Origin of the sequence: Brevundimonas sp. PAMC22021 (genome assembly GCF_019443405.1) — a bacterium.
Taxonomy (GTDB): Bacteria; Pseudomonadota; Alphaproteobacteria; order Caulobacterales; family Caulobacteraceae; genus Brevundimonas.
The window spans coordinates 375,803-396,648 of sequence record NZ_CP080376.1 but is presented as its reverse complement, the minus strand read 5'-3'; the positions used below and the strand labels follow the sequence as shown (position 1 = coordinate 396,648).

14 protein-coding genes are annotated in these 20,846 nt (G+C 65.7%); 10 read left to right on the top strand and 4 right to left on the bottom strand.

What is annotated here, in order from left to right; all coding sequences use genetic code 11:
* The first annotated feature begins 12 nt into the window (after positions 1 to 12).
* The 8 genes from KY493_RS14605 (at position 13) to KY493_RS01780 (ending at position 11,148) form a co-directional block, all read left to right on the top strand.
* Entirely contained in the window at positions 13 to 378 is a 366-nt protein-coding gene (locus tag KY493_RS14605) for an HNH endonuclease (protein WP_219897304.1), read from the top strand.
* 326 nt (positions 379 to 704) lie between these two features.
* Positions 705 to 965 (top strand): hypothetical protein, encoded by a 261-nt coding sequence (locus KY493_RS01810; RefSeq protein WP_219897303.1) that lies wholly within the window; start codon positions 705 to 707, stop codon positions 963 to 965.
* A 145-nt stretch (positions 966 to 1,110) separates the two neighbouring features.
* Positions 1,111 to 1,914, top strand: a complete 804-nt coding sequence (locus KY493_RS01805; RefSeq protein WP_219897302.1) for a hypothetical protein — start codon at positions 1,111 to 1,113, stop codon at positions 1,912 to 1,914.
* Between the two features lie 4 nt (positions 1,915 to 1,918).
* Positions 1,919 to 4,786, top strand: coding sequence for a hypothetical protein (locus KY493_RS01800; RefSeq protein ID WP_219897301.1), 2,868 nt, complete (start codon positions 1,919 to 1,921; stop codon positions 4,784 to 4,786).
* 346 nt (positions 4,787 to 5,132) lie between these two features.
* Positions 5,133 to 8,777, top strand: a complete 3,645-nt coding sequence (locus tag KY493_RS01795) for a hypothetical protein (RefSeq protein ID WP_219897300.1) — start codon at positions 5,133 to 5,135, stop codon at positions 8,775 to 8,777.
* Positions 8,778 to 9,126: 349 nt separating this feature from the next.
* On the top strand, positions 9,127 to 9,624 hold the full coding sequence (locus tag KY493_RS01790; RefSeq protein WP_219897299.1) for a GAF domain-containing protein: 498 nt from the start codon (positions 9,127 to 9,129) through the stop codon (positions 9,622 to 9,624).
* Positions 9,625 to 9,649: 25 nt separating this feature from the next.
* Positions 9,650 to 10,327: an SDR family NAD(P)-dependent oxidoreductase gene (locus tag KY493_RS01785; RefSeq protein ID WP_219897298.1), complete on the top strand. Its 678-nt coding sequence runs from the start codon at positions 9,650 to 9,652 to the stop codon at positions 10,325 to 10,327.
* Positions 10,327 to 11,148, top strand: a complete 822-nt coding sequence (locus tag KY493_RS01780) for a CoA ester lyase (RefSeq protein ID WP_219897297.1) — start codon at positions 10,327 to 10,329, stop codon at positions 11,146 to 11,148. Before KY493_RS01785 ends, KY493_RS01780 begins: the two co-directional genes overlap by 1 nt.
* Positions 11,149 to 11,188: 40 nt before the next feature.
* Here the strand turns inward: KY493_RS01780 and KY493_RS01775 are convergent, their stop codons facing one another.
* Positions 11,189 to 11,338, bottom strand: a complete 150-nt coding sequence (locus KY493_RS01775; RefSeq protein ID WP_219897296.1) for a hypothetical protein — start codon at positions 11,336 to 11,338, stop codon at positions 11,189 to 11,191.
* 87 nt (positions 11,339 to 11,425) lie between these two features.
* Between KY493_RS01775 and ppc the strand changes: the two genes are divergently transcribed.
* Positions 11,426 to 14,122: a phosphoenolpyruvate carboxylase gene (gene ppc / locus KY493_RS01770; protein WP_219897295.1), complete on the top strand. Its 2,697-nt coding sequence runs from the start codon at positions 11,426 to 11,428 to the stop codon at positions 14,120 to 14,122.
* A gap of 142 nt (positions 14,123 to 14,264) precedes the next feature.
* On the opposite strand, the gene KY493_RS01765 is transcribed toward ppc, so the two are convergent.
* Together KY493_RS01765 and KY493_RS01760 are read right to left on the bottom strand one after the other, a co-directional pair.
* On the bottom strand, positions 14,265 to 15,230 hold the full coding sequence (locus tag KY493_RS01765) for a magnesium and cobalt transport protein CorA (RefSeq protein WP_219897294.1): 966 nt from the start codon (positions 15,228 to 15,230) through the stop codon (positions 14,265 to 14,267).
* Positions 15,231 to 15,408: 178 nt separating this feature from the next.
* Positions 15,409 to 17,595 carry a M3 family metallopeptidase gene (locus KY493_RS01760; RefSeq protein WP_219897293.1) on the bottom strand — a complete coding sequence of 729 codons (2,187 nt, stop codon included), beginning with the start codon at positions 17,593 to 17,595 and terminating at the stop codon, positions 15,409 to 15,411.
* A 121-nt stretch (positions 17,596 to 17,716) separates the two neighbouring features.
* Between KY493_RS01760 and KY493_RS01755 the strand changes: the two genes are divergently transcribed.
* Positions 17,717 to 18,574, top strand: a complete 858-nt coding sequence (locus KY493_RS01755) for a glutamate racemase (RefSeq protein WP_219897292.1) — start codon at positions 17,717 to 17,719, stop codon at positions 18,572 to 18,574.
* A 140-nt stretch (positions 18,575 to 18,714) separates the two neighbouring features.
* On the opposite strand, the gene KY493_RS01750 is transcribed toward KY493_RS01755, so the two are convergent.
* A complete protein-coding gene (locus KY493_RS01750; RefSeq protein WP_219897291.1) occupies positions 18,715 to 20,769 on the bottom strand; it encodes an NAD(+) synthase in 2,055 nt (684 codons plus the stop codon).
* Positions 20,770 to 20,846 lie beyond the last annotated feature (77 nt).

The window sequence follows — 20,846 nt, the reverse complement described above, 5'->3', positions numbered from 1 at the left end:
GATGGCGCAGGCATGAACAACGAAAGCAAACGCCGACGACGACAGCGTCAAATCTTGCATTGGGCGCAGGGTGGTCGTTGCGCTGGATGCGGCCGACCCATGGGGCTGAAGCGTGGACTACCGAGGGATCGGCCTGACTATCCCACCTACGATCACATAGTGCCCCGAAGTCGGGGTGGAGGTCATGGCCTGGTGAACGGCCTTCTTAAGCACTTCGCCTGCAACATGCGGAGAGGATCAGACCCACCTACTGGGTGTGATCGGATATGGCATGCGTTGGTGCTGGAGCGTCTTTATTCGCCGGCAGCGACTGAACGGTGGCGCCTGGAGATGGATAGACCCCAGACCTTTGTGATTGGACGCCGAGAAGAGGATTGAGAGAGGCGATTACGCCTGCCCGGCATTTTGGGAAGCCGATAATTTTCTTTGACTCAATGTGACGGTTGCCGAAGACCGCTTTCGAGCGAGGCGTCGATCAACGGCGGAACGCGCAAGACTGACTTATCAGAGACGTTTGGAAGGGCTGTTTTGCGGGATGGCCTCATCCCAGCAGCTGCATGGCGCAATCCGCCACGCTGCTACGCAGATCCCTCTTTATCAACGGAACTCAACGGGAACTTCCAAAGGGGTCCCCTTAGCGCTACCGTATCCGCAGTATCCGGTGACGGGCCATCAGGGTTGTGTCAGCTACGCGAAGAGATGCGATGACGCAGGCCACATTGTTCGACCAGCTGGTAACGTTGCATATCCCGTTACTCAGCTACAGCCCCATCGCATCCGGCGCAGGCACGGTGATGCCGCGCGCAGACGAAACCGTTAAATCGGAGCCACATGGCTACATTCCCACCATGCTGAGGGCCTGGTTAGAAACAGATGCGGCTATCAAGCACACCAGCCGCGCGGTCAGCGAAAGGCTTCAGAACGCTTGGACGATCTGGGTCATCGAGCGCCTGCGACGCGTGTAGAGCCGGAGCTATGAATCGATGAGCGACGCGAGGGACGGGACGGGCGCGGCTTCTCCCTTTGGGCCGCGCTGCGCTGACCTCAGGGCGGCGTACGTCTGGACCCTCGCCTCTATAGAGGGGCAGCACGATGACGGGGGCAGAGCCGATGCCGCGTAAGCTCAGACTTCAGCGGCCGGACCGCGCCCATCTCGCAGATTTCGTGGCGGGTCTCCCCCAGCCCGCCAGCCGGCTCGGCCTGACCCATGTGACGACCGGCTATCTGATGCGTGAAATCCTGGACGCCTCCAAGATCTGGTCACCCATGGACTGTCCTGTCCTGGGGGAGCCCCTGGTCTACGCATTCTACGGTCGAGCCGCGTTTCGCAGCGGCCGCGCCGACGTTCCCTCGGATCTGGCGTTCCAGTTTCCCGCCGTGCTCATTCTGGATCCGGACCAGACGCCCGCGCCGAAACATGTGTTCGGATTCGACAGCGGCGCTTTCATGGACGGACGGATGGACGACTATCTCGATCCGCATATGCCGCTCTTCGATTTTCACCTGAAGCCGGACGTCGCCTCGGCCGCTGCGCTGGCCGCCTATTTCTTCGAGACGAGCGAGAAATTCTGGAAGAATCAGCCGAACGTCAACCTCGAGGCCCCGCCGAGCAACTTCGAGCTCGACAGCTATATGCGCATGGTGCGCGCCGGTCCGAGCTCCAACCGGCTAGATGATCGCGTAAGCACGCCGGAACTAATCTTTGACCAGGCGATCGATCTCGTTCCGGCCGTGCGCGCCGCCGTCCTGCCGGATGTTCTGGCCGGAGACCCACAAATAGGGGGGCGGCTGGCCGCGTCGGGTATTCTCGTGCGTGAGTACGAGTGGCAAAGCCTTAGCCGACCAGCGGAATATCATATGGATATCCGCAAACTCATCCGAGGCATCTACGACACCCTGGGCTGGAGCGGCTGAATCTATGGAACAGGCGCTCGTCACCGAGGTGATGCTTTTGGCCGACGTGCGGCCAAGCTTCGCCATTCCCATTCTCCAGTCTGCTCCACGAGCGAACACCCGCTATATTCAAAGCGTCGATTATCTCGGACGATTGGCGGCGCTCGATCCCTGCGAGCCCCCGAGCGAGCGTCTGCGCAGCGTCGAAGGCCCGCATGTCGAGGCGGCCGTGGGCGGCGAGCAAATCCATGCGATCGTCACACCGGACGACCGGATTGTGGTCGGGGACAGGGCGGTTGTCGCCACAGAAATCGCCGGATGGGTAGAGGAGGTGAAGCACCCGCTGACCCGTCTGGCCCTGTCGGACTTCGCGGGTCTGGATAAGGTCGCCCGCGAGGCGGCAGGAGCGGCTTATGCCCGCCTCCGTCGTCGCGAGAGTCAGGGTGCGGCGACCCGTTGGTACCTGGATGCTGTCCTAGCGCCCCGGGTGACGCGCGCCGTCTTGCGTAATGCCGGTCCCCTGGCGAATCCGAGCGCGGTCGAACGATTGCTTAGCCACATTAGGTTGACGGCCGAACGTGGTTCGCTCCATGTCGAGCTCCCGGCCGAGTTGACGGCGGATCACGGCCTGAGCTTCGATCCGGCCGCGTCACGCTATCGTGGGCTCCTGTCGCTGGGGGCGCCACTTCAGCTCGATCACCTGGTGTTCGAGACCATCTCGGTTGGTCGGGGCGCTGCTACACGTCGGCGTGCCATCACCGGCGAAATCGACGTGGAGGGCTGCGCTCTTGTTGTGGTCGGCAACGTCCGTCTTCACGGGCGCCTGATGCACGCTGCGTCCAAGACGGACAGGGGCGCGGATCGTGGTGAGCCTATCGGTTCCGACGAATACACTGTGGGCGTAAGATCTGATGGGGTCTTGGTGGGCCACGTGGGCCGCAGCCGGGATCTGGCCATGGGCTTGGAGGCCCTGCTGTCGGGGCGGACGGCCATGGGCGCCATTCTCTTGGTCGTGGACGCGGCGGGAGACGCCGGCGCCCGTGCGGACGATGTCGCCGAAATCAGGATGGCTCTCGAGGCTTGGCGACGACGCGCCGGGGCGCTCACGGGTACGCCGGTTGATGTCGCCTTGCTCCACCCGGAAATCCGACGAACCCAACGAAAACAAGATCTCGCGCTCGCCGAGACGCTTCCTGTCCGTGCGGTCCTGAGCCTTGCGAATGCCTGGACACCACTGTGGTGGGGAGCGGTGGGACGCCTGGACGCGCTCGCCCAATGTATCGACGGATGGGTCGGGGCGCAGAATCAGGGACTGCTCGATCGACTGGGAATTCGCCCTGGACCGACGGGCGTCCCCATACTGACCGCCATTCGCCTGTCGGGGCGGAGTGACCGCGCAATCGAACGCGTCGGAACGGCGCTTGCCAATCCGCTTTGGCCAGACGTCGGAGCCGGAGAGCTTGTCGTGGGCATTCCGGCCGAGGCTCTGCCGAAAGGCCTTTCGCAAATGGGAGAGCATTGGGGTCGATCGGCGACGGGGCCGCTCCGGTACAAGAAGATCAGGGGGATGGAGCGTACTTATGCCGACCGGGTGCTGGCCGATGCACTGGTCGCAGTCTCGATCATCTATCCAGATGATGACGTCAACGAACCGCTCGAGTTCGAAAGTTATGTCGCAGATCGCCTGCGTGAACTGGGATGGCGGGTCAATGCGCCGTTCCGTTCCTTACGGGCAGACTACGCCATCAAACGCAACGGTCTGCCCGAAGTGACGGTCGAGGTGAAGCTGCGCGCCGCAGAGGCGAAAGGCAGGCCTGTGCGTGGACGCAGCGAGGCCTGGCGCGCCGTCATCGTCGGCGAGAGCGGCTCAGGCCTGTTCCCGGATCGCCCGGTGCAGGCGATCAGCTTCGAAAATCTGAGCCATCTTGAGCGACTGGTCGGGGAAGAGTTGCGCCAAAAGGGGATGTGGATCGACGCCAGTGACTTGCAGGGCGGATTGATTGCCGCAGGCGAGGCCTTCTCCGGCGCCCGGCTGGCCGGCGAATGGATGCTGACGGCGCAGGACGCCCAGGCCTGGCGGATCGAGGGCGAAGACCCGGGACTCTTCCTTCCGGTGCTCTCCGGTCGAGATATTGTGCGGTTTCCCGAGGGACGTTGTCTCATCGATGTACAACAGGCGCCCTATATAGTGTCGCGCGGTCTGGAAGAGCTGATCCAGACCCGTCGCGCGGATCAAGCGGGACCTCCTCGCCGGTTCGTGCTGCCGTCGCGCATCCGTCATCTTCACGAGCGGCCGAGCTATTTGCTGACGGCAGCAGATTCGCGTCACCGTATCTTCCTGCGCGCGCGCGGGCGCATTGTCCCCACGGCCGGCGTCTTGATCATCCCTGACACCTGGCCCTGGCTCCTGGGCCTGCTATCGTCGTCGGTTCATCGACAATGGAGCGAGGCGGTCGGGCTGCAGCGATCAGGCGCCGTGCGCTACACCGTCCGAACCATCACCGCATTTCCGATGCCGCCGCACCTGCGCGATGGAGCGAACACCGCCATGGCAGCAGAATTGGGCTTTCTTGGTGAAGAACTGACCCGCCGCCGCGCAGCCTGGCAGTACGAGGATCTTCGCGACAACGACCAGGGGATTCTAACCCCGGAGTTGCTGAACGCCCTGGCGTGGCGGCTCCCCAAAGATGTTCGTGAAGATCTGGCGCGCGGCCGCTCGTTGGCTCGTCTTTATGACGCGGCACCGGACTGGCTTCTCGATCTTCAGGCGCGGATCGATGCCATCACTTTCGAGGCCTACGGCCTGCCCTATGACGCTGACCGCCAAACTGTGATCGAAAGGCTCCTCGATGTCGTCAATGGCGACTACAGCTACAGTCCGATTATGGCGTGATCTTTGGGGTGACGTGCACCCCATTGCCCCCCTCGATCATTATGAGGGTCCAGGGGTGTGTGATCCGCTCCCATTCCCTGGAGCACCCGGAGCTGGAGTTTGCGGGGAGCGGATCACGCATGATCTCCAGAGCCAATGAGTCGCTCTACTGACCCGACTCAAACCTCGGCGCTATATTGTCCCGATGTTTGAAGTCACGCCTGACGATATCGCCAAGCTAGATGACTCCGCGCTGAGCGCTCTGGTCACTAGGCTCTGCGAGATGGAGTTGATCAAGCGAGGTCTTCCGACCTCCAGCCTTATAACGGGCGGGTCTCAAGACGCCCCTGATGGAGGCGTTGACCTCATGGTCGAAGCCCCGGATCAGATCGCCGACTCTGGCTATATTCCACGCGGCCGGACCATCTTTCAGATTAAGGCCACGCCAATGCCTCCGAGAGCATTGGCCAAAGAGATGCGGCCAAAAGGCGAGTTGCGTCCAGCGATCGGCAACGTGCTTTCCGCCGGTGGAGCATACGTTATTGCCTGCTCAAAAACGTCGCCAGCGGGGGTGGGACTGGAGCGCGTGCGATCGCTTATGCGGGACGCGGCAGGCCCGGTAATCACCGATCAAGCCGTGGTTGATTTCCTCGGTCCTGACAGGCTTGCTCTTTGGTGTCGAATGCACCCGGCCGTCATGTCTTGGGCGCGACTTCAGGCGGGGCGGCCGCTCGAAGGCTGGCTGCCTTTCGAGAACTGGTCAAAGCCTAGTGAAGGCACAGGTCCCGAGTTCATTTTGGATGAAGACGCTCGTCTAATCGACGAGAGTAGCCCGCAGGACGGCGCGTTATCCATCCGAGATGGATTGGATCGAATGCGTGCCATGGCGATGACTTCGTCATCTCCGATCCGCCTGATTGGTTTGTCGGGTGTTGGCAAAACTCGACTGGTTCAAGCGTTGTTTGATCCACGTGTCGGGACGAACCCACTCCCGGAGCAGCAAGCGCTGTATTGTGACTTCGGCCAACCAGTCAGCCCCTCTCCAAATGAGGTCGCGCGGCAGCTCGTGGCCCGAGGCGACAAAGTGGTTCTGATCGTCGACAACTGCTCACCCGAGGTCCATCGTGCCTTGGCTGGGATCACTGCCTCGTCGAAAGTCAGCCTCATTTCCGTCGAGTACGACGTGCGCGACGACGACATGGAAGGGACGGAGGTATTTCGCTTAGAGTCAGCGTCGGACGAGGTGACAGTCAGGCTGATTGAGCGGAGGTTTCCGCACATCAATCTGTCCGACCGTGAAAGAATCGCCGCGATTGCCGGGGGCAACGCCAGGATCGCGATGGCTTTGGCGCACACCGTCAGACAAGGAGAAAGCCTTGGTCGGTTGCGAGATGATGGGCTTTTTGACCGGCTATTCGAACAAAGGAAGCAGCCTGATCCCACGCTTCTGGCCACTGCCGAAGTTGCCGCGCTGGTCTATTCGTTTGATGCCGAAAACCATGCGGCGGACAGCGAAATGGCCGCGCTGGCAAGTCTGGCGGAGCAGTCCACTGTCTCGTTCAAAAGTGGAGTAGTCGAACTTGCTCGGCGGGATCTGGTTCAGCAGCGCTCTCAGTGGCGTGCGATCCTCCCCCACGCGGTCGCCAATCGTCTTGCCGCGCGTGCCTTAGAGCGCCTCGACGTAACACGGGTAACCAGGACCTTGGAGGCGAATGGCGAAAGGCTGCTGCGATCATTTAGCCGACGGCTAGCGTTCCTTCATGACATCGCGGCTGCGCAACGTTTGGCCGACGCCTGGTTCTCGGACGAAGGGCGGCTGGGCCGCGTCGAAACTCTTGGCGAATTCGACTTCTCCTTATTCAAGAACCTCGCTCCTTTAGCACCGGAGGCGGCGCTCGATGCGATCGTTCGAGGTGCCGAACGCGATCCGGCGTGGTCAGGTTTCCGCTCCGGTTGGGGAAGCGGCCGTGATCGATATGAACTGTGCCGGCTCCTGCGCGCCTTGGCATTTGAGACGCACATGTTCGAACCGGCGGTCAGCTGCCTTGCGAATATAATCCTACGCGAGACCGAGAACGAACGACAGCCCAGCCGACCTATCCTTGAAGGCCTGTTCAAACTCTATCTTTCCGGAACATTGGCGCCGCCGGACCAGCGGCTGTCGTTTGTCCGATCACTGGTGGAAACCAACGAAGTTGAGCGTGCGAAGCTTGGGTTGGATCTTCTCGACGCGATGTTGGAATCGCATTGGTTCGGCGCGACGGACTCTTTCGACTTTGGAGCTCGACCTCGCACGTTTGGTTGGCAGCCGAAGACCGCGGCTGAGATCCAAGCGTGGTTCAAGCCTGCCCTCGCGTTTCTGCGGGAACAGATCCTAGCCGGAGACCTTCGCGCTGAGCCGGCTAAGAAAATCTTGGCTGATCGCTTCCGCCAGCTGTGGTGGAATACGGGACTACAGACCGAACTTTCGGAGTCTATGGGCTTGGCTGCAGCGGACGGGTTCTGGTCGGAGGGCTGGATCGCGACACGGACCACCCTCAAATACGCCGAAGCAGGAGCCGACACTTCTAACCTCCAATCGCTTGAGGAACGCCTGCGACCGTCGAACTTGCTGGAGAAGGCTAGAGCCTACGGTTTCTCTAAGGGCTACGGATACCTTGACGTCGACGAGTTTGACGATGGTAGCCAAGATGACGAAAGGCCCACAAGCCGATGGGACCGGGTCGAGGCGTATACAAAGGAGATTGCAAGGGCCGTCGCCACGGATGACGACGTTCGCGCCGAGCTCTTACCGGATCTGGTCAGATCAGGCGTCCAGCGGCACTGGTCCTTTGGAGAGGGACTGGCATGGGGCACGAGCGCTCCAGAGGTGATCTGGGACGAATTGGTCCAATCAATTCGCGCCGCGCCACTTGAAGATGCAGAGCCGGCGATCTTGCGGTCTTTTTTGCGGGCTTGGTCGATGCGCGATGAAGACGCAGTCGAAACCCGCCTCGACGTTGTCTTACGCGACCCCCTTCTGGGACGCTGGTTCCCGTTTCTCCAGACGGCCATTCACCCCTTGAATGAGGCAGCGAAAGCTCGAATTCAGCTTAGCTTTAACTTAGGTCTGACCTCGGGCTGGTCGTACCAATCGCTCGCCTATGGGCGGGTTCCCGACGAGTTCACCCCAGCAGAGTTTGCTGCACTGATCGCCGGCATCGCGGAGTTGCCAGATGGTCATGGATGCGCACTCCACGTATTTCACATGCGGTTGTTCTCCGATCGCGACGAGAAGAGGATCGATCCGGCAATTCAAATAGCCGGCCGCAATCTGTTGCTCCGATATCCGTTCGGCACAAAGCGTCACCAAGAAGACTCGCGGTTAGCGGAAATTGTCGACGCGTGTTTGCAGGGATCTGAGAACGCTACGACTGCAACGCGACTTCTCCGCCGGCTCAAGGTGGCGGTCAGTCGTTATGACGCATACGGCCACGAGTTCGATGACTTCGTTGAATCGATCTTTCGAGCCCAACCTCAGGCTGCCTTGGACTTCTTCTTGGATCGCCAGTTCCGTCCTCACCAAGGTCGCTACGCAAGATCGCTGCTATATCAGTTTGATTTCAGGACACGCCCAATCACAGCCGTTTCCGAACTGGATTTGCTGACTTGGGCAGCTCGTGACCCTGGCGAAAGACATCGGCGCGTCGCCGCAAACATTCCACTTTTCGTTGGAAAAGAACCCGACCCAAGGGAGGACGCGGATCGGCTCTGGCCGACCGCCCTGGCGCTTCTGGATGCGGCACCGAACACGGAAGAAGTCCTCGCCGAGTTGGAAGAGCACATCAGACCGACGTCTTGGTCTGGCTCGTTGGCCGACATACTAGATCGTCGTCGATCAGGGCTGAAGAAGTTGGATAACCACGCGAATCCGACCGTCAGGGCTTGGTCTCAACGGTGGCAGTCGATATTAGCCAAACGAGCAATCCAAGAACGGAAACAAGAGACGCATCGTCAGCAATCCTTTGAATGACCGGACAGATCGCATCGTATTTGCCCGTTGGGCGATTGCCGGCACGCTGTCAGGTTGGGTGCGCGGGGTTGACTCCCTACTCGCTTGCCCAATCCTGCCACTGAGGCACCGTTAGGTTGTCCGCCAAATGGTGCCTGGAAAATGTGCCTAGATTTTCAAAAGGGGGGTGAGCCACTCTCAAGTGGTCCCGACACCCTCGCCTCACGTCTCGGAAGGCGCATCCATGAGGCCGGACCTGACCAAGCGACTGCTGCTGGGCGTGGCGATCCTGGGCATCGTGCTGGCGGTGCTCGGATCGGTGGTGATCGTGCTGCGCGCCTTCCAGGCCGGCCTGTAGAGAGCGTTTTCCATGAGCTATGTCGCCCGCGACGACCGCCCCGCCGACAAGGCCGACCGCTATGCCGAGGTCGAGGCCGAGATCCTGGCCGTGCTGGAGGGCGAGCCGAACCTGACCGCGCGCATGGCCACCGTCGCCTCCATGCTGGCCGACGCCTTTGACCACTTCTTCTGGACCGGCTTCTACGTCGTGGCGCCCGACAAGGCCGAAGAGCTGGTGGTCGGTCCGTATCAGGGCACGCTGGGCTGCCTGCGCATTCCGTTCGGACGCGGCGTCTGCGGCGCCGCGGCGCGCACGCGTCAGACCCAGCGGGTCGAGGACGTTCACGCCTTTCCCGGCCACATCGCCTGCGACAGCCGCTCTGAAAGCGAGATCGTGGTTCCGGTGCTGGACGCCACCGGCGCGCTGATCGCGGTGTTGGACGTGGATGCGACCACACGGGCCGCCTTCGACGCCGTGGACCAGGCGGCGCTGGAGCGGCTGATGGCCAGGGTCTTCGCCGGCGGCTGACGCCGGGCGAGCGGGAGGAACGAGGATGAGCGAACGGGTCGTTGCGGTCACCGGCGGGCACGGCGTGCTGGGGCGGGCGGTCGTGGAGGCGGCGCTCGAGCGCGGCTGGCGCGTCGCCGTGATTGACCACGCCATGGGCCATGCGGCGGCGGACGGGGCGCTGGAGATCGGCGGGGTCGATCTGACCGATCCGGTTCAGGCGGACAGCGCCGTCGCTCGCGTGGTCGAGCGGTTCGGCCGGCTGGACGTCCTGCTCAACATCGCCGGCGGCTTTGTCTGGCAGACGGCGGACGATGCGGCGCCGGCCTGGGACCGAATGTTCGCCCTGAACCTGTCCACCGCGCTTCACGCCACCCGCGCCGCCCTGCCGCACCTGAAGGTGGCGGATGACGGCCGCATCGTCAACGTCGGCTCGGCCGCCGCGCTGAAGGCCGGCGCGGGCATGGGCGCCTATGGCGCCTCCAAGGCGGCGGTGCACGCCCTGACGCAGAGCCTGGCCGAAGAGTTGAAGGCGACCTCCGTCAACGTCAACGCCGTCCTGCCCTCCATCATCGATACGCCCGCCAACCGGGCCGACATGCCGGACGCCGATCCGGCCCAGTGGGTGGCGCCGGCGGACTTGGCGGCCGTGATCCTGTTCCTGGCCTCGCCCGAGAGCCGCGCGATGACCGGCGCCCTGGTCCCGGTGACGGGCCGCGTCTGATGCGGACCCGCAGCGTCCTGTTCCTGCCAGCGTCCAACGCCCGCGCGGTGGAGAAGGCGCGGACCCTGCCCTGCGATGTCGCGATCCTCGACCTGGAGGACGCCGTCGCGCCCGAGGCCAAGGTCGAGGCGCGCCGCGCCGCCGTCGAGGCGATCCGCTCGGGCGGTTACGCCTCCCGCCTCGGAGTGCGCATCAACGGGCTGGACACGGAATGGGGCGCCGACGATCTTCGCGCGGTGTCGGAGGCGGGCGCGTCGCTGGTCGTCGCGCCCAAGGTCGAGAGCGCCGCCACGATCCACCACCTGTCCTATGGCCTCCACGACGACGCCGCCCTTTGGGCCGTGATCGAGACGCCGGTCGCTGTGCTGAGGCTGGACGCCATCGCCGGCGCGGGCGCGGCGCTCCGGGGGCTGATGTTCGGCGTCAACGACCTCTCCAAGGCGCTCGGCTGCGGCGACAGCCTCGATCGCGAGCCGGTCAAGCCGTGGCTGGCCACAACCGTCGCCGCCGCCCGCACCCATGGCCTGTTGGCCATCGACGGCGTGTTCAACCGCATCGACGACACGCAAGGCTTTGACGCCGAAGCCGCACAGGGCCGGCTTTACGGCTTCGACGGCAAGAGCCTCATCCATCCCTCCCAGATCGATCCCGCCAACCGCGCCTTCTCGCCCAGCGAGGCCGAACTCGCCCTCGCCCGCGCGATCGTCGCCGCCTTTTCCGCGCCCGAAGCCGACGGTCGCGGCGCCCTCCAGATCGACGGCCGCATGGTCGAACGCCTGCATCTGGACCTGGCGCGCGCCACCTTGGCCAAGGCGCCCTGACGGCGCACGCCCCCGGGAAAGCGAGGGGGATCGCGGGTGATCACATCCCTTTGGACGGATCGTCGCTCGGCGTGTTCGGGTCCAGGCGCTGGTTGGACTTGCGGTTTCGGAACTTGGAAAAGGCCAGCGCCAGCCCCAGCAGGATGGGGCCGCCGATCACGACAAAGGCCCAGGGTGCGGCTTCCGCCATCGCATCGCTCCTTACATAACGTCACTGGAACAACGACGGGATGCGGGGTTTGATCCGAAGCCTTCCGCCGCACCGCGAGATCCGACCATGAGCCCTGCCGCCGACGACCTGCTGCGCGAAGAGGTCCGCCTGCTCGGCGGACTGCTGGGCGAGGTGATCCGCGACGAAGGCGGCGACGAACTGTTCGAACAGGTGGAGGCGGTGCGCCAGGCCTCCGTCGCCTACCACCGCGACCCGAACTCGCACCCGGCCGGACGACTGCAGAAGCTGCTGACCGCCATGACGGTGGACCAGGCGGCGGGCCTGGCGCACGGCTTCGCCCTGTTCTCGCTGCTGGCCAACATCGCCGAGGACCGCGCCACCCGGCGGCGCGCGAAAGGTCAGGCCGAGGCCGGGGCCCGCCCCGACACGCCCGAAGGCGCGCTGGCCCGTCTGACCGAACAGGGCGTGGACCGGGCGGCGGTCCGCGCGCTTCTGGAGGACGGCCTGGTCTCGCCCGTCCTGACCGCCCACCCGTCGGAGGTGCGCCGCAAGAGCGTGATCGACCGCATCGCGGCCATCAGCGGCATTCTGGACGCCTGCGACCAGGCCGGCCTCGCCTGCGCGCCCGATCAACTGACCGCCCGGCTGCGTCGCCAGATCACCATCCTGTGGGCGACGCGACTGGTCCGCACCCAGGGGCTGGTGGTGCAGGACGAGATCGACACGGTCGTCTCCTTCCTGGATCGCATCTTCCTGCACGTCGCGCCGCAACAGCTGGGCGCCTGGCGTCGGCTGCTGGATGCACCGGACCTCCAGCCCTTCATGCGCGTCGGCACCTGGGTCGGCGGCGACCGGGACGGCAACCCCAACGTCGACGGCGCGGTGCTGACCGCCGCCTTCCGCAGCCAGAGCCGGGCGGTGCTGGGCTTCTACATGGACGAGGTCCACGCCCTGGGCTCGGAACTCAGCCTCGCCGCCGAACTGACGGAAGTGACGCCCGAGCTCCAGGCCCTGGCGGATGCGGCGCGCGATCCCTCTCCCCATCGCTCGGACGAGCCGTACCGACGCGCGCTGACGGGCGTCTACGCCCGCCTCGCCGCCACGCACGAAGCCCTGGCCGGCGCGCCGCCGCTCCGCCGTGCGGCGGTTCAGGCGGACCGCTATTCCGGCCCCGACGCGTTCGAGGCCGACCTGCGCGTGCTGCACGACAGCCTGGCCGCCCGGCATGGCGCCGTGTTCGAGGACGACCGCCTGACCGACCTGATCACGGCGGTTCAGATCTTCGGTTTCCACATGGCGACGCTGGATTTGCGCCAGAACGCCGACGTGCACGAACGCGTGGTCGCCGACCTGCTGCGGGTCGCCGGCGTCTGCCCTGACTATCTCGCGCTGGATGAAGACGGTCGCATGCAGGTTCTGGCGCGCGAGCTGACCTCGGCCCGTCCGCTGTTCAGCCCCTATGCCGAATATGACGAGGAGACGCTGAAGGAGCGCGCCATCCTGCAGGCCGCGGCCCAGGCCCTGTCGGACTTCGGCCCGCAGGCGATCCGCACCCACATCGTCTCAAAGACCGACGCCGCCTCCGACCTGCTGGAGGTCTATCTGCTGCTGAAGGAGGTCGGCCTCTACCGGCCCGAGGACCCCGCCGCCTGCCCGATCCAGGCCGCGCCCCTGTTCGAGACGATCGAGGACCTTCGCGCCGCCAAGCCGACGCTGGAGCGCCTGCTGCGTGAACCGTCGGCCATGGCCGTCGCCCGCGCGCGCGGGGTGCAGGAGGTGATGATCGGCTATTCCGATTCGAACAAGGACGGCTCCTACCTGACCTCGGGCTGGGAGTTGCACGAGGCGTCACGCGCCCTGGTCGACGTGACCCAGGCCGCCGGCCTCAAGCTGCAGCTGTTTCACGGCCGGGGCGGCACCGTCGGGCGCGGAGGCGGCTCGGCCTTCGCCGGCGTCCTGGCCCAGCCGGAAGGCACGGTCCAGGGCCGCATCCGCACCACTGAACAGGGAGAGGTCATCGCCAACAAATACGGCGAGCCCGAGATCGCGCTGCGCAACCTCGACGCCCTGACCTGCGGCGCCGTTCTGGCGTCGCTGGGCCAGGGCCGCGACCAGGCCTTCACCGCCGAGCACGGCCGCCTGCTGTCGGCGCTGTCCCAAGCCTCGATGAACGCCTATCGCCGGCTGGTCTATGAGACCGACGGCTTCAACGACTACTACCGGGCCGCCACGCCAATCGCCGAGATCGCCGACCTGAAGATCGGCTCGCGCCCGTCCTCGCGCTCGGCGTCTCCAAAGATCGAGGATCTGCGCGCCATTCCTTGGGTGTTCAGCTGGTCGCAGTCGCGCGTCATGCTGCCCGGCTGGTTCGGCTTCGGCTCGGCGGTGGAGGGCCGCGACATGGCCGAGCTGAAGGCCATGGCCGAAGCCTGGCCCTTCTTCCGCACCCTGGTCCAGAACATGGAGATGGTGATGGCCAAGGCGGACATGACCATCGCCCGACGCTACGCCTCGCTTGTGCCCGATCCGTCGCTCGCCGCCCGCATCTACGGCGAGATCAGAAGCGAATGGGACCGCACCCACGCCGCCGTGCTGGCCATCACCGGCCATGACAAACTGCTGGGCGGCCAGCCCGAGCTCGACCGGCTGATCCGCCTGCGCATGCCCTATGTGGAGCCGCTGAACCACGTCCAGATCGAGCTGATCCGCAGGCGGCGCAACGGCGACGACGATCCGCGCGTGCGCGAAGGCATCCTCCTGGCGATCAACGGCGTGGCTGCGGGGCTCAGGAACAGCGGCTGAGCCGCCCCCCTCGTACCGTCATCCTCGGGCTCGACCCGAGGATCGGACGCGGATCGGACTTTGCATCGCCTTCAGCGGACTGCTGCGGAACGCCCGGCCCTCGGGTCAGGCCCGAGGGTGACGCCGCCTCTATCGACTGGCCTTATAGCCACTTCGACCGCTTGAAGCTGATGAACAGGCCTGTGCAGACGACGCCGATCATGCCCAGGACGATGAAGTAGCCGTAGCGCCAGTGAAGCTCGGGCATGTTGTCGAAGTTCATGCCGTAGATGCCGGCGATGGCCGTGGGGGCGGCCAGGATGGCGGCCCAGGCGGCGAGCTTTCGCGTGATCACGCCCTGCCGCTGCTGCTCCAGCAGGTTGGCCACCTCCAGCACCGAACCCAGGGCTTCGCCCAGCCCCTCGGCCCGGTGGTTGACCCGCCGCGCATGGTCGGCGAGGTCGCGGAAGTAGGGCCGGACCTCCGGATCGATACACGGCAGATCCAGCGTCTCCAGCTTTGAGCCCACATCCTCCATCGGCCCCAGGATGCGACGGAACTTCAGCAGCTGCCGTCGCAGCCGGAACAGTCGCTTGATCTGCAGCCGCGACAGAAAGGCGTCCAGCGCCTCGCGCTCCATCTCCAGCGCCCGGTCCTCGGCCTGGTCGATGATCGGCAGATAGCCGTCGACCACGAAGTCCAGCACCGCGTGAAGCACGAAGTCCGGGCCGTGCTTCAACTGGCGCGGCGAGGCCTCCAGCTGTCGCCTGAGCGGCGCATGCGACTTGGCCGAGCCGTGCCGGACGGTGATGATGTGGTTGGGCCCGACAAAGACGTGGGTCTCGCCATAGATGATGCGGTCGTCGGACAGTTCGGCCGTGCGCGCCGCGATGAACAGCTCGCCGTCATAGGCCTCGACCTTGGGCATCTGGTGCGCCGACAGGGCGTCTTCGACCGCCAGCGGATGCAGGCGAAACCGCTCGACCAGGGCGGCCATCTCGGCCTCGTCAGGCTCGTACAGCCCGACCCAGACGAACTCGCCCGGCTGAAGCTGCAGCCCCTCGCCCGTCAGCGGCGCCTCGCGCACCCGCGCGCCGTCGCGGTAGACATAGGAAGCGACAACGGTCATGTGCGAACTCCCTCCTCACTCTCCTCCCCGTCGCGCAGCGATGGGGAGGTGGCGCGGCGCGTGAGCGCCGTGACGGAGGGGTTCTGACGTCGGCGCCATCACCCCTCCGTCTCGCCGGCTTCGCCGTCGATCCACCTCCCCATTCGCGAAGCGAACAGGGAGGAGAAGCCAAACCGCCTTACGACGTCGGGAAGCCCCGCACCTTCAGCAGCGCCGCCACGTCGGGATCGCGGCCGCGGAACTCGCGGTACGCCTCGGCGCGGTCGGTGGTGTTGCCCGGCGCCAGCATGATGGCCTTGAAGCGCTGCGCGATCTGCGGATCGAACACGTCGCCGGACTCTTCAAAGAAGGCCCAGGTGTCGGCGTCCATCGTCTCCGACCACAGGTAGGAGTAGTAGCCGGCCGAATAGGCGTCCGACGTGAACAGGTGATTGAACTGCGGCAGGCGGTGCCGCATCACGATCTCACGGGGCATGCCGATGCGCGCCAGCGAAGCCTTCTCGAAGGCGTCGATGTCGGTCGGCGGCACAGCTTGCGTGTGCAGGTCCATGTCCACGATGGCCGAGGACAGGTAGCTGACCGTCGCATAGCCCTGGTTGAAGGTCGCCGCCGCCTCGATCTTGTCGACCAGCGCCTGCGGCATCGACTGGCCCGTCTCCACGTTCTTCAGATAGCCGTCCAGGATCGGGCGCGTCAGCACCCAGTGCTCGTGCACCTGCGACGGATATTCGACGAAGTCGCGCGGCGTGCCGCCCAGCGCCGGATAGACCACGTTGGACGAATAGGCGTGCAGGGTGTGGCCGAACTCGTGGAACAGGGTCTCGGCGTCGTCCAGCGAGATCAGGATCGGCTCGCCGTCGGGCGCCTTGACGAAGTTGTTGTTGTTGGAGCCCAGCGTGTTTTCCGGCCCGTCATAGATCGAGTGCGACCGATAGGTCGTCATCCAGGCCCCAGACCGCTTGCCCGGCCGGGCGTAGTCGTCGGTGTAGTACAGGCCGATCGGCCGGCCGGCGTCCCTGACTTCGTACACCGTCACGTCCGGGTGGAAGACCGGAACAGACCCCTGCGGCAACTTGGCGAAGGTGAAGCCGTACAGGCGCTCGGCCATGTAGAAGGAGCCGGCGCGCACGTTGTTCAGCTCGAAGTACGGACGCAGCTCGTTCTGATCCAGGTCGTACTTCGCCTTGCGGACCTTCTCGGCGTAATAGAGGTAGTCCCACGGCTCGATGTCATGGCCGGCGATGCCGCGCATGTCGGCGACTTCTTCCGCCACCCGCGCCTTGGCCGGCGCCCAGACCCGCTGCATCAGATCCTCGGCCGCGGCCGGGGTCTTGGCCATGGTGTCCTGCATCCGCCATTCGGCGTGGTTGCGGAAACCCAGCAGCTTCGCCCGCTGGTCGCGCAGCTTCACGATCTCGGCGATGGTCGCGTTGGTGTCGTTCGCATCGCCGTTGTCGCCACGATTGACGAACTTGTTCCACACCTGCTCGCGCAAGGACCGGTCGTCAGCAAAGGTCAGGAACGGATCGACGCTGGAGCGGGTGTTCAGGATCGCCCAGCCCTGCAGGTTCCGGGTCCGCGCCGCCGCCGCCGCCGCCGTCTTGTTGGACGCCGGCAGGCCGCGCACGCCGGCCTCGTTCGGGATCAGCGTCCAGCTGTTCTCGTCGGCCACGACCTTCTGGCCGAAGCGGGTAAAGGCGTTCGACAGGGCGGTGTTGATGCGGCCCAACTCGGCCTTGCCGGCCGCGTCCAGCGCCGCGCCGTTGCGGACGTAGGCGTCGCGCGACCGCGTGGCGATGCGCGTCTGCTGCGGGTTCAGCCCGGCGCCCCGCGCGCCGTCCGCCACCGCCTTGATGCGGGCGAACAGGGCTTCGTTGAAGGTAATCTCGTCCGACGCCGCCGACAGCAGCGGCGAGACCTCGCTGTCCAGCGCCTCCCACTCTTCGCCGCCGATGTTGGAGGTCATGACGCCGAACACGCTCATCACCCGGTCCAGCGGCTCGCCCGCCATCTGCATGGCGACGGAGGTGTTGGCGAAGGTCGGGGCGTCGGGATTGTTGGCGATGGCCGCGATCTCCGCGCGCTGCAGCTCGATCCCTTCCAGGATCGCCTCGCGCACCTTGGCCGGCGTCGCCTTGTCGAAGGGCGGCGTGCCGCCATGGGCGCCGGTCCATGCCTGCAGCAGCTCGGCGCGCGGCGTCTGGCGCGGCAGCACGGCGCGCGCGATCGCGGCTTCCTCCGAAAGCGTGGCGGCCGATGGCGCATCGCCCGCGGCCGACGAGCCGGCGTCCATGCCGTTCGCGCTGGCGCAGCCGGTCAGCACCAGAAAGCCCGCGCCGCCGAGAAGAAGCTGTCGTCTTTGCATCGATATTTCCTTGCTGGGATCATCTGGCGCGGACCCTAGACCCATCACCAGCCTCAGTCACAGGGGCGGGTGCGGAATTTATCGTCGCGGTCCGGTCGCCGCCGCGATAAACCGCTGCCTCATGGCTATAGGCGTTTTCGACTCCGGCGTGGGCGGCCTGACCGTCCATCGCGAACTGACCCGTCGCTTTCCGGAGCGCGACTTCATCTATCTGGCCGACCAGGCCAACGCCCCCTATGGCGGGCGCGGCGGCGAGGAGATCGTGGAGCTGACCCGCGCCGGATGCGAGCGGCTGTTCGAGGCCGGCGCCTCGGTGGTGGTCCTGGCCTGCAACACCGCATCGGCCATCGCGCTGCGCCGGCTGCAGCAGACCTGGATCCCATCGCTGCGCGAACGGCTGGGTCGGCCGGTCAACGTCCTGGGCATCATCGTGCCGACGATCGAGGCCGCCACCGGCCTGCCGTGGACCTATGAGGCCGAAGCCGTGCCCGAGGGCGACAAGGTCGCCGCCATCGACATCACCGGCGTCTTCTGCACCGCCGCCACCGCGCTGAGCCGCGTCTACGAGATCGAAATCGACAAGCGCCGCCACGACCTGGCGGTGTTCGCCGAGCCCTGCCCCGGCCTGGCCGGCCTGATCGAGCTGGGCGCCCCGGTCGAGGAGCTGAGCGTGGTGGTGTCCGACCACGTCGACGCCCTGCGCCGCAAGATCGGCCGCCATCCGGACAAGGCGGTGCTGGGCTGCACCCACTACGAGATCGTGGCCGAGTTGTTCGCCTCGGCCCTGCCCGCCGGAACCGAGCTGATCCACCAGCCCACCGCCGTCGCCGACGCCCTGGACCGCTACTTCGCGGCCCATCCGGAATATGCGCTGGGCGAAACCGGCCGCCGCGACTTCATCACCACCGGCCAGGCCGGCGCCCAGTCCGCGCTTGTGGCCCAGTTCTGGGGCGAGCCCCTGACCTTCGAACAAGCCTGACAGCCACCCGCTCCTCCCCCTCTGGGGGAGGAGCGGGTGGCGCGAATAGCGCCGCGACGGAGGGGGCTGTGGGACGTTCCCCCCTCCACCCCGCCCTTCGGGCGCGGTCCCCCTCCCCCAGATGGGGAGGAGCGGCAGGATCAGTCCGGCACGTTGGCTTCAAGCTCATCCAGCCACACCCGCGCCGTGCCGTCGGAGGGCGCGCGCCAATCGCCGCGCGGCGACAGCGAGCCGCCCGTCACTACCTTCGGCCCGTTGGGCAAGGCCGACCGCTTGAACTGCGCCGTCTGGAAGAACCTGATCAGGAACTTGCGCATCCAGTCCTTGATGATCGGCAGCTCGAAGGTGATCCGCTCGTCGTCGGGCGTGCCCGCCGGCCATTCGCCCCGGCCGGCGTCCTTCCACGCCTGGTGCGCCAGATAGGCCACCTTGGACGGCGCCATGCCGAAGCGGGTGACGTAGAACAGAAAGAAGTCGTTCAGCGCATAGGGTCCGACCGCGCTCTCGGTCGACTGAATCTTGCCGTCCTCGCCGGCCGGCACCAGCTCGGGCGAAATCTCGGTGTCCAGGATGCCGTACAGCGTCGGGCTGGCGTCCGATCCCACCAGTTGCTTGTCCGCCACCCAGCGGATCAGGTGGCGGATCAGCGTCTTGGCCACCCCGCCGTTGACGTTGTAATGGCTCATGTGGTCGCCGACGCCATAGGTGGCCCACCCCAGCGCCAGTTCCGACAGATCGCCGGTGCCCAGCACGAACGCCTTGTTCTGGTTGGCCAGCCGGAACAGGTAGTCGGTCCTGAGGCCCGCCTGCACATTCTCGAAGGTGATGTCGTAGACGGGCTCTCCGCGTCCGAAGGCGTGGCCGATCTCCTCCAGCATGGCGCGCGCCGCCGGCTTGATGTCGATCTCGGCGCCGGTGATCTCCAGCGCGTTCATCAGCGCCCAGGCGTTCGACTTGGTGCCTTCCGAAGTCGCGAAACCGGGCATGGTGAAGCCCAGGATGTTGGCGCGCGGCAGCTCCAGCCGGTCGAAGGCCCGGCAGGCGACCAGCAGCGCCTGCGTCGAATCCAGCCCGCCAGAGACACCGATCACGATGCGCTGGCCGTTGGTGGCGCGCAGCCGCCGCATCAGCCCCTGCACCTGGATGTTGAACGCCTCGTAGCAGTCCTGGTCCAGCCGCTCGGCCCGGTCCGGCACGAAGGGAAAGCGATCGACGCCGCGCATCAGCTCGCCGCCCGGCCCCTCGCCCGCCTCGAACGGCACGAACTCGTAAGCGTGCGGCGCGACCTCGGCCCGCGCGCAGTCCGCGAAGGTGCCGGTGCGAAGCCGTTCAAGCCCGATCCGATCCACGTCCACGTCGGCGATCGTCAGGTGGCTTTCAAGTGAGAACCGCTCGCCCTCCGCCAGCTTCGATCCCAGTTCGTACACCGTCGCCTGCCCGTCCCAGGCTAGGTCCGTGGTGCTCTCGCCCCAGCCGGAGGCGGTGAACACATAGGCCGCCATCGCCCGCGCCGACTGGCTGGCGCATAAGAGGGCGCGGTCGTCCGCCTTGCCGATCACGATGTTGGAGGCCGACAGGTTCAGCAGGATGCGCGCCCCCGCCATGGCCTGGCGCGTCGAGGGCGGCAGCGGCGCCCAATAGTCCTCGCAGATCTCCACCCCGAAGGTGAAGCCCGGCCGGTTGTCGGCCTGGAACAGCAGGTCCGTGCCGAACCGCACCGCTTCGCCCGCGATCCGCACCTCCCGCTCGTCCGGCTGCAGTTCGATGGCCGGCGAGAACCAGCGCTTCTCATAATATTCGCGGTAGTTCGGCAGATAGGTCTTGGGCACGACGCCCAGCACCGTCCCGTTCGCCAGCACCACGGCGCAGTTGTACAGCCGATCCGCGCTCCGGATCGGCGCGCCCACCACTGCGACGATCCCGAACTTCACCGTCAGTTCGGCCAGTGCCGCGACCTGCCGCTCCACCTCGTCCAGCAGCGCGCCTTGCAACAGCAGGTCGTCGATGGCGTAGGCCGACAGCGACAGTTCGGGGAACACGATCAGGTCGCAGCCCTGCTCGCCCGCCTGCCGGATCAGTGCGGCGTGCTCCTCCGCATTGGCCTTCGGGTCGGCGATGTGGCTGACGGGCGTGGCGGCGGCGACGCGCACGAAGCCGTGGGTCGCGGGCGAGTGGAAGGGGTGGGGCTTGTGCATCAGGATTTCCGCTCATCCCGGCGAACGCCGGGACCCAGTGAGTAACGCCGCACGGACTTGGACGATCATCCAGTGCA

Excerpts from the sequence above, each read along its gene's own strand:
- KY493_RS14605 (WP_219897304.1), top strand. The coding sequence starts at position 13 with ATGAACAACGAAAGCAAACGCCGACGACGACAGCGTCAAATCTTGCAT.
- KY493_RS01810 (WP_219897303.1), top strand. The coding sequence starts at position 705 with ATGACGCAGGCCACATTGTTCGACCAGCTGGTAACGTTGCATATCCCG.
- KY493_RS01805 (WP_219897302.1), top strand. The coding sequence starts at position 1,111 with ATGCCGCGTAAGCTCAGACTTCAGCGGCCGGACCGCGCCCATCTCGCA.
- KY493_RS01800 (WP_219897301.1), top strand. The coding sequence starts at position 1,919 with ATGGAACAGGCGCTCGTCACCGAGGTGATGCTTTTGGCCGACGTGCGG.
- KY493_RS01795 (WP_219897300.1), top strand. The coding sequence starts at position 5,133 with ATGGTCGAAGCCCCGGATCAGATCGCCGACTCTGGCTATATTCCACGC.
- KY493_RS01790 (WP_219897299.1), top strand. The coding sequence starts at position 9,127 with ATGAGCTATGTCGCCCGCGACGACCGCCCCGCCGACAAGGCCGACCGC.
- KY493_RS01785 (WP_219897298.1), top strand. The coding sequence starts at position 9,650 with ATGAGCGAACGGGTCGTTGCGGTCACCGGCGGGCACGGCGTGCTGGGG.
- KY493_RS01780 (WP_219897297.1), top strand. The coding sequence starts at position 10,327 with ATGCGGACCCGCAGCGTCCTGTTCCTGCCAGCGTCCAACGCCCGCGCG.
- KY493_RS01775 (WP_219897296.1), bottom strand. The coding sequence starts at position 11,338 with ATGGCGGAAGCCGCACCCTGGGCCTTTGTCGTGATCGGCGGCCCCATC.
- ppc (WP_219897295.1), top strand. The coding sequence starts at position 11,426 with ATGAGCCCTGCCGCCGACGACCTGCTGCGCGAAGAGGTCCGCCTGCTC.
- KY493_RS01765 (WP_219897294.1), bottom strand. The coding sequence starts at position 15,230 with ATGACCGTTGTCGCTTCCTATGTCTACCGCGACGGCGCGCGGGTGCGC.
- KY493_RS01760 (WP_219897293.1), bottom strand. The coding sequence starts at position 17,595 with ATGCAAAGACGACAGCTTCTTCTCGGCGGCGCGGGCTTTCTGGTGCTG.
- KY493_RS01755 (WP_219897292.1), top strand. The coding sequence starts at position 17,717 with ATGGCTATAGGCGTTTTCGACTCCGGCGTGGGCGGCCTGACCGTCCAT.
- KY493_RS01750 (WP_219897291.1), bottom strand. The coding sequence starts at position 20,769 with ATGCACAAGCCCCACCCCTTCCACTCGCCCGCGACCCACGGCTTCGTG.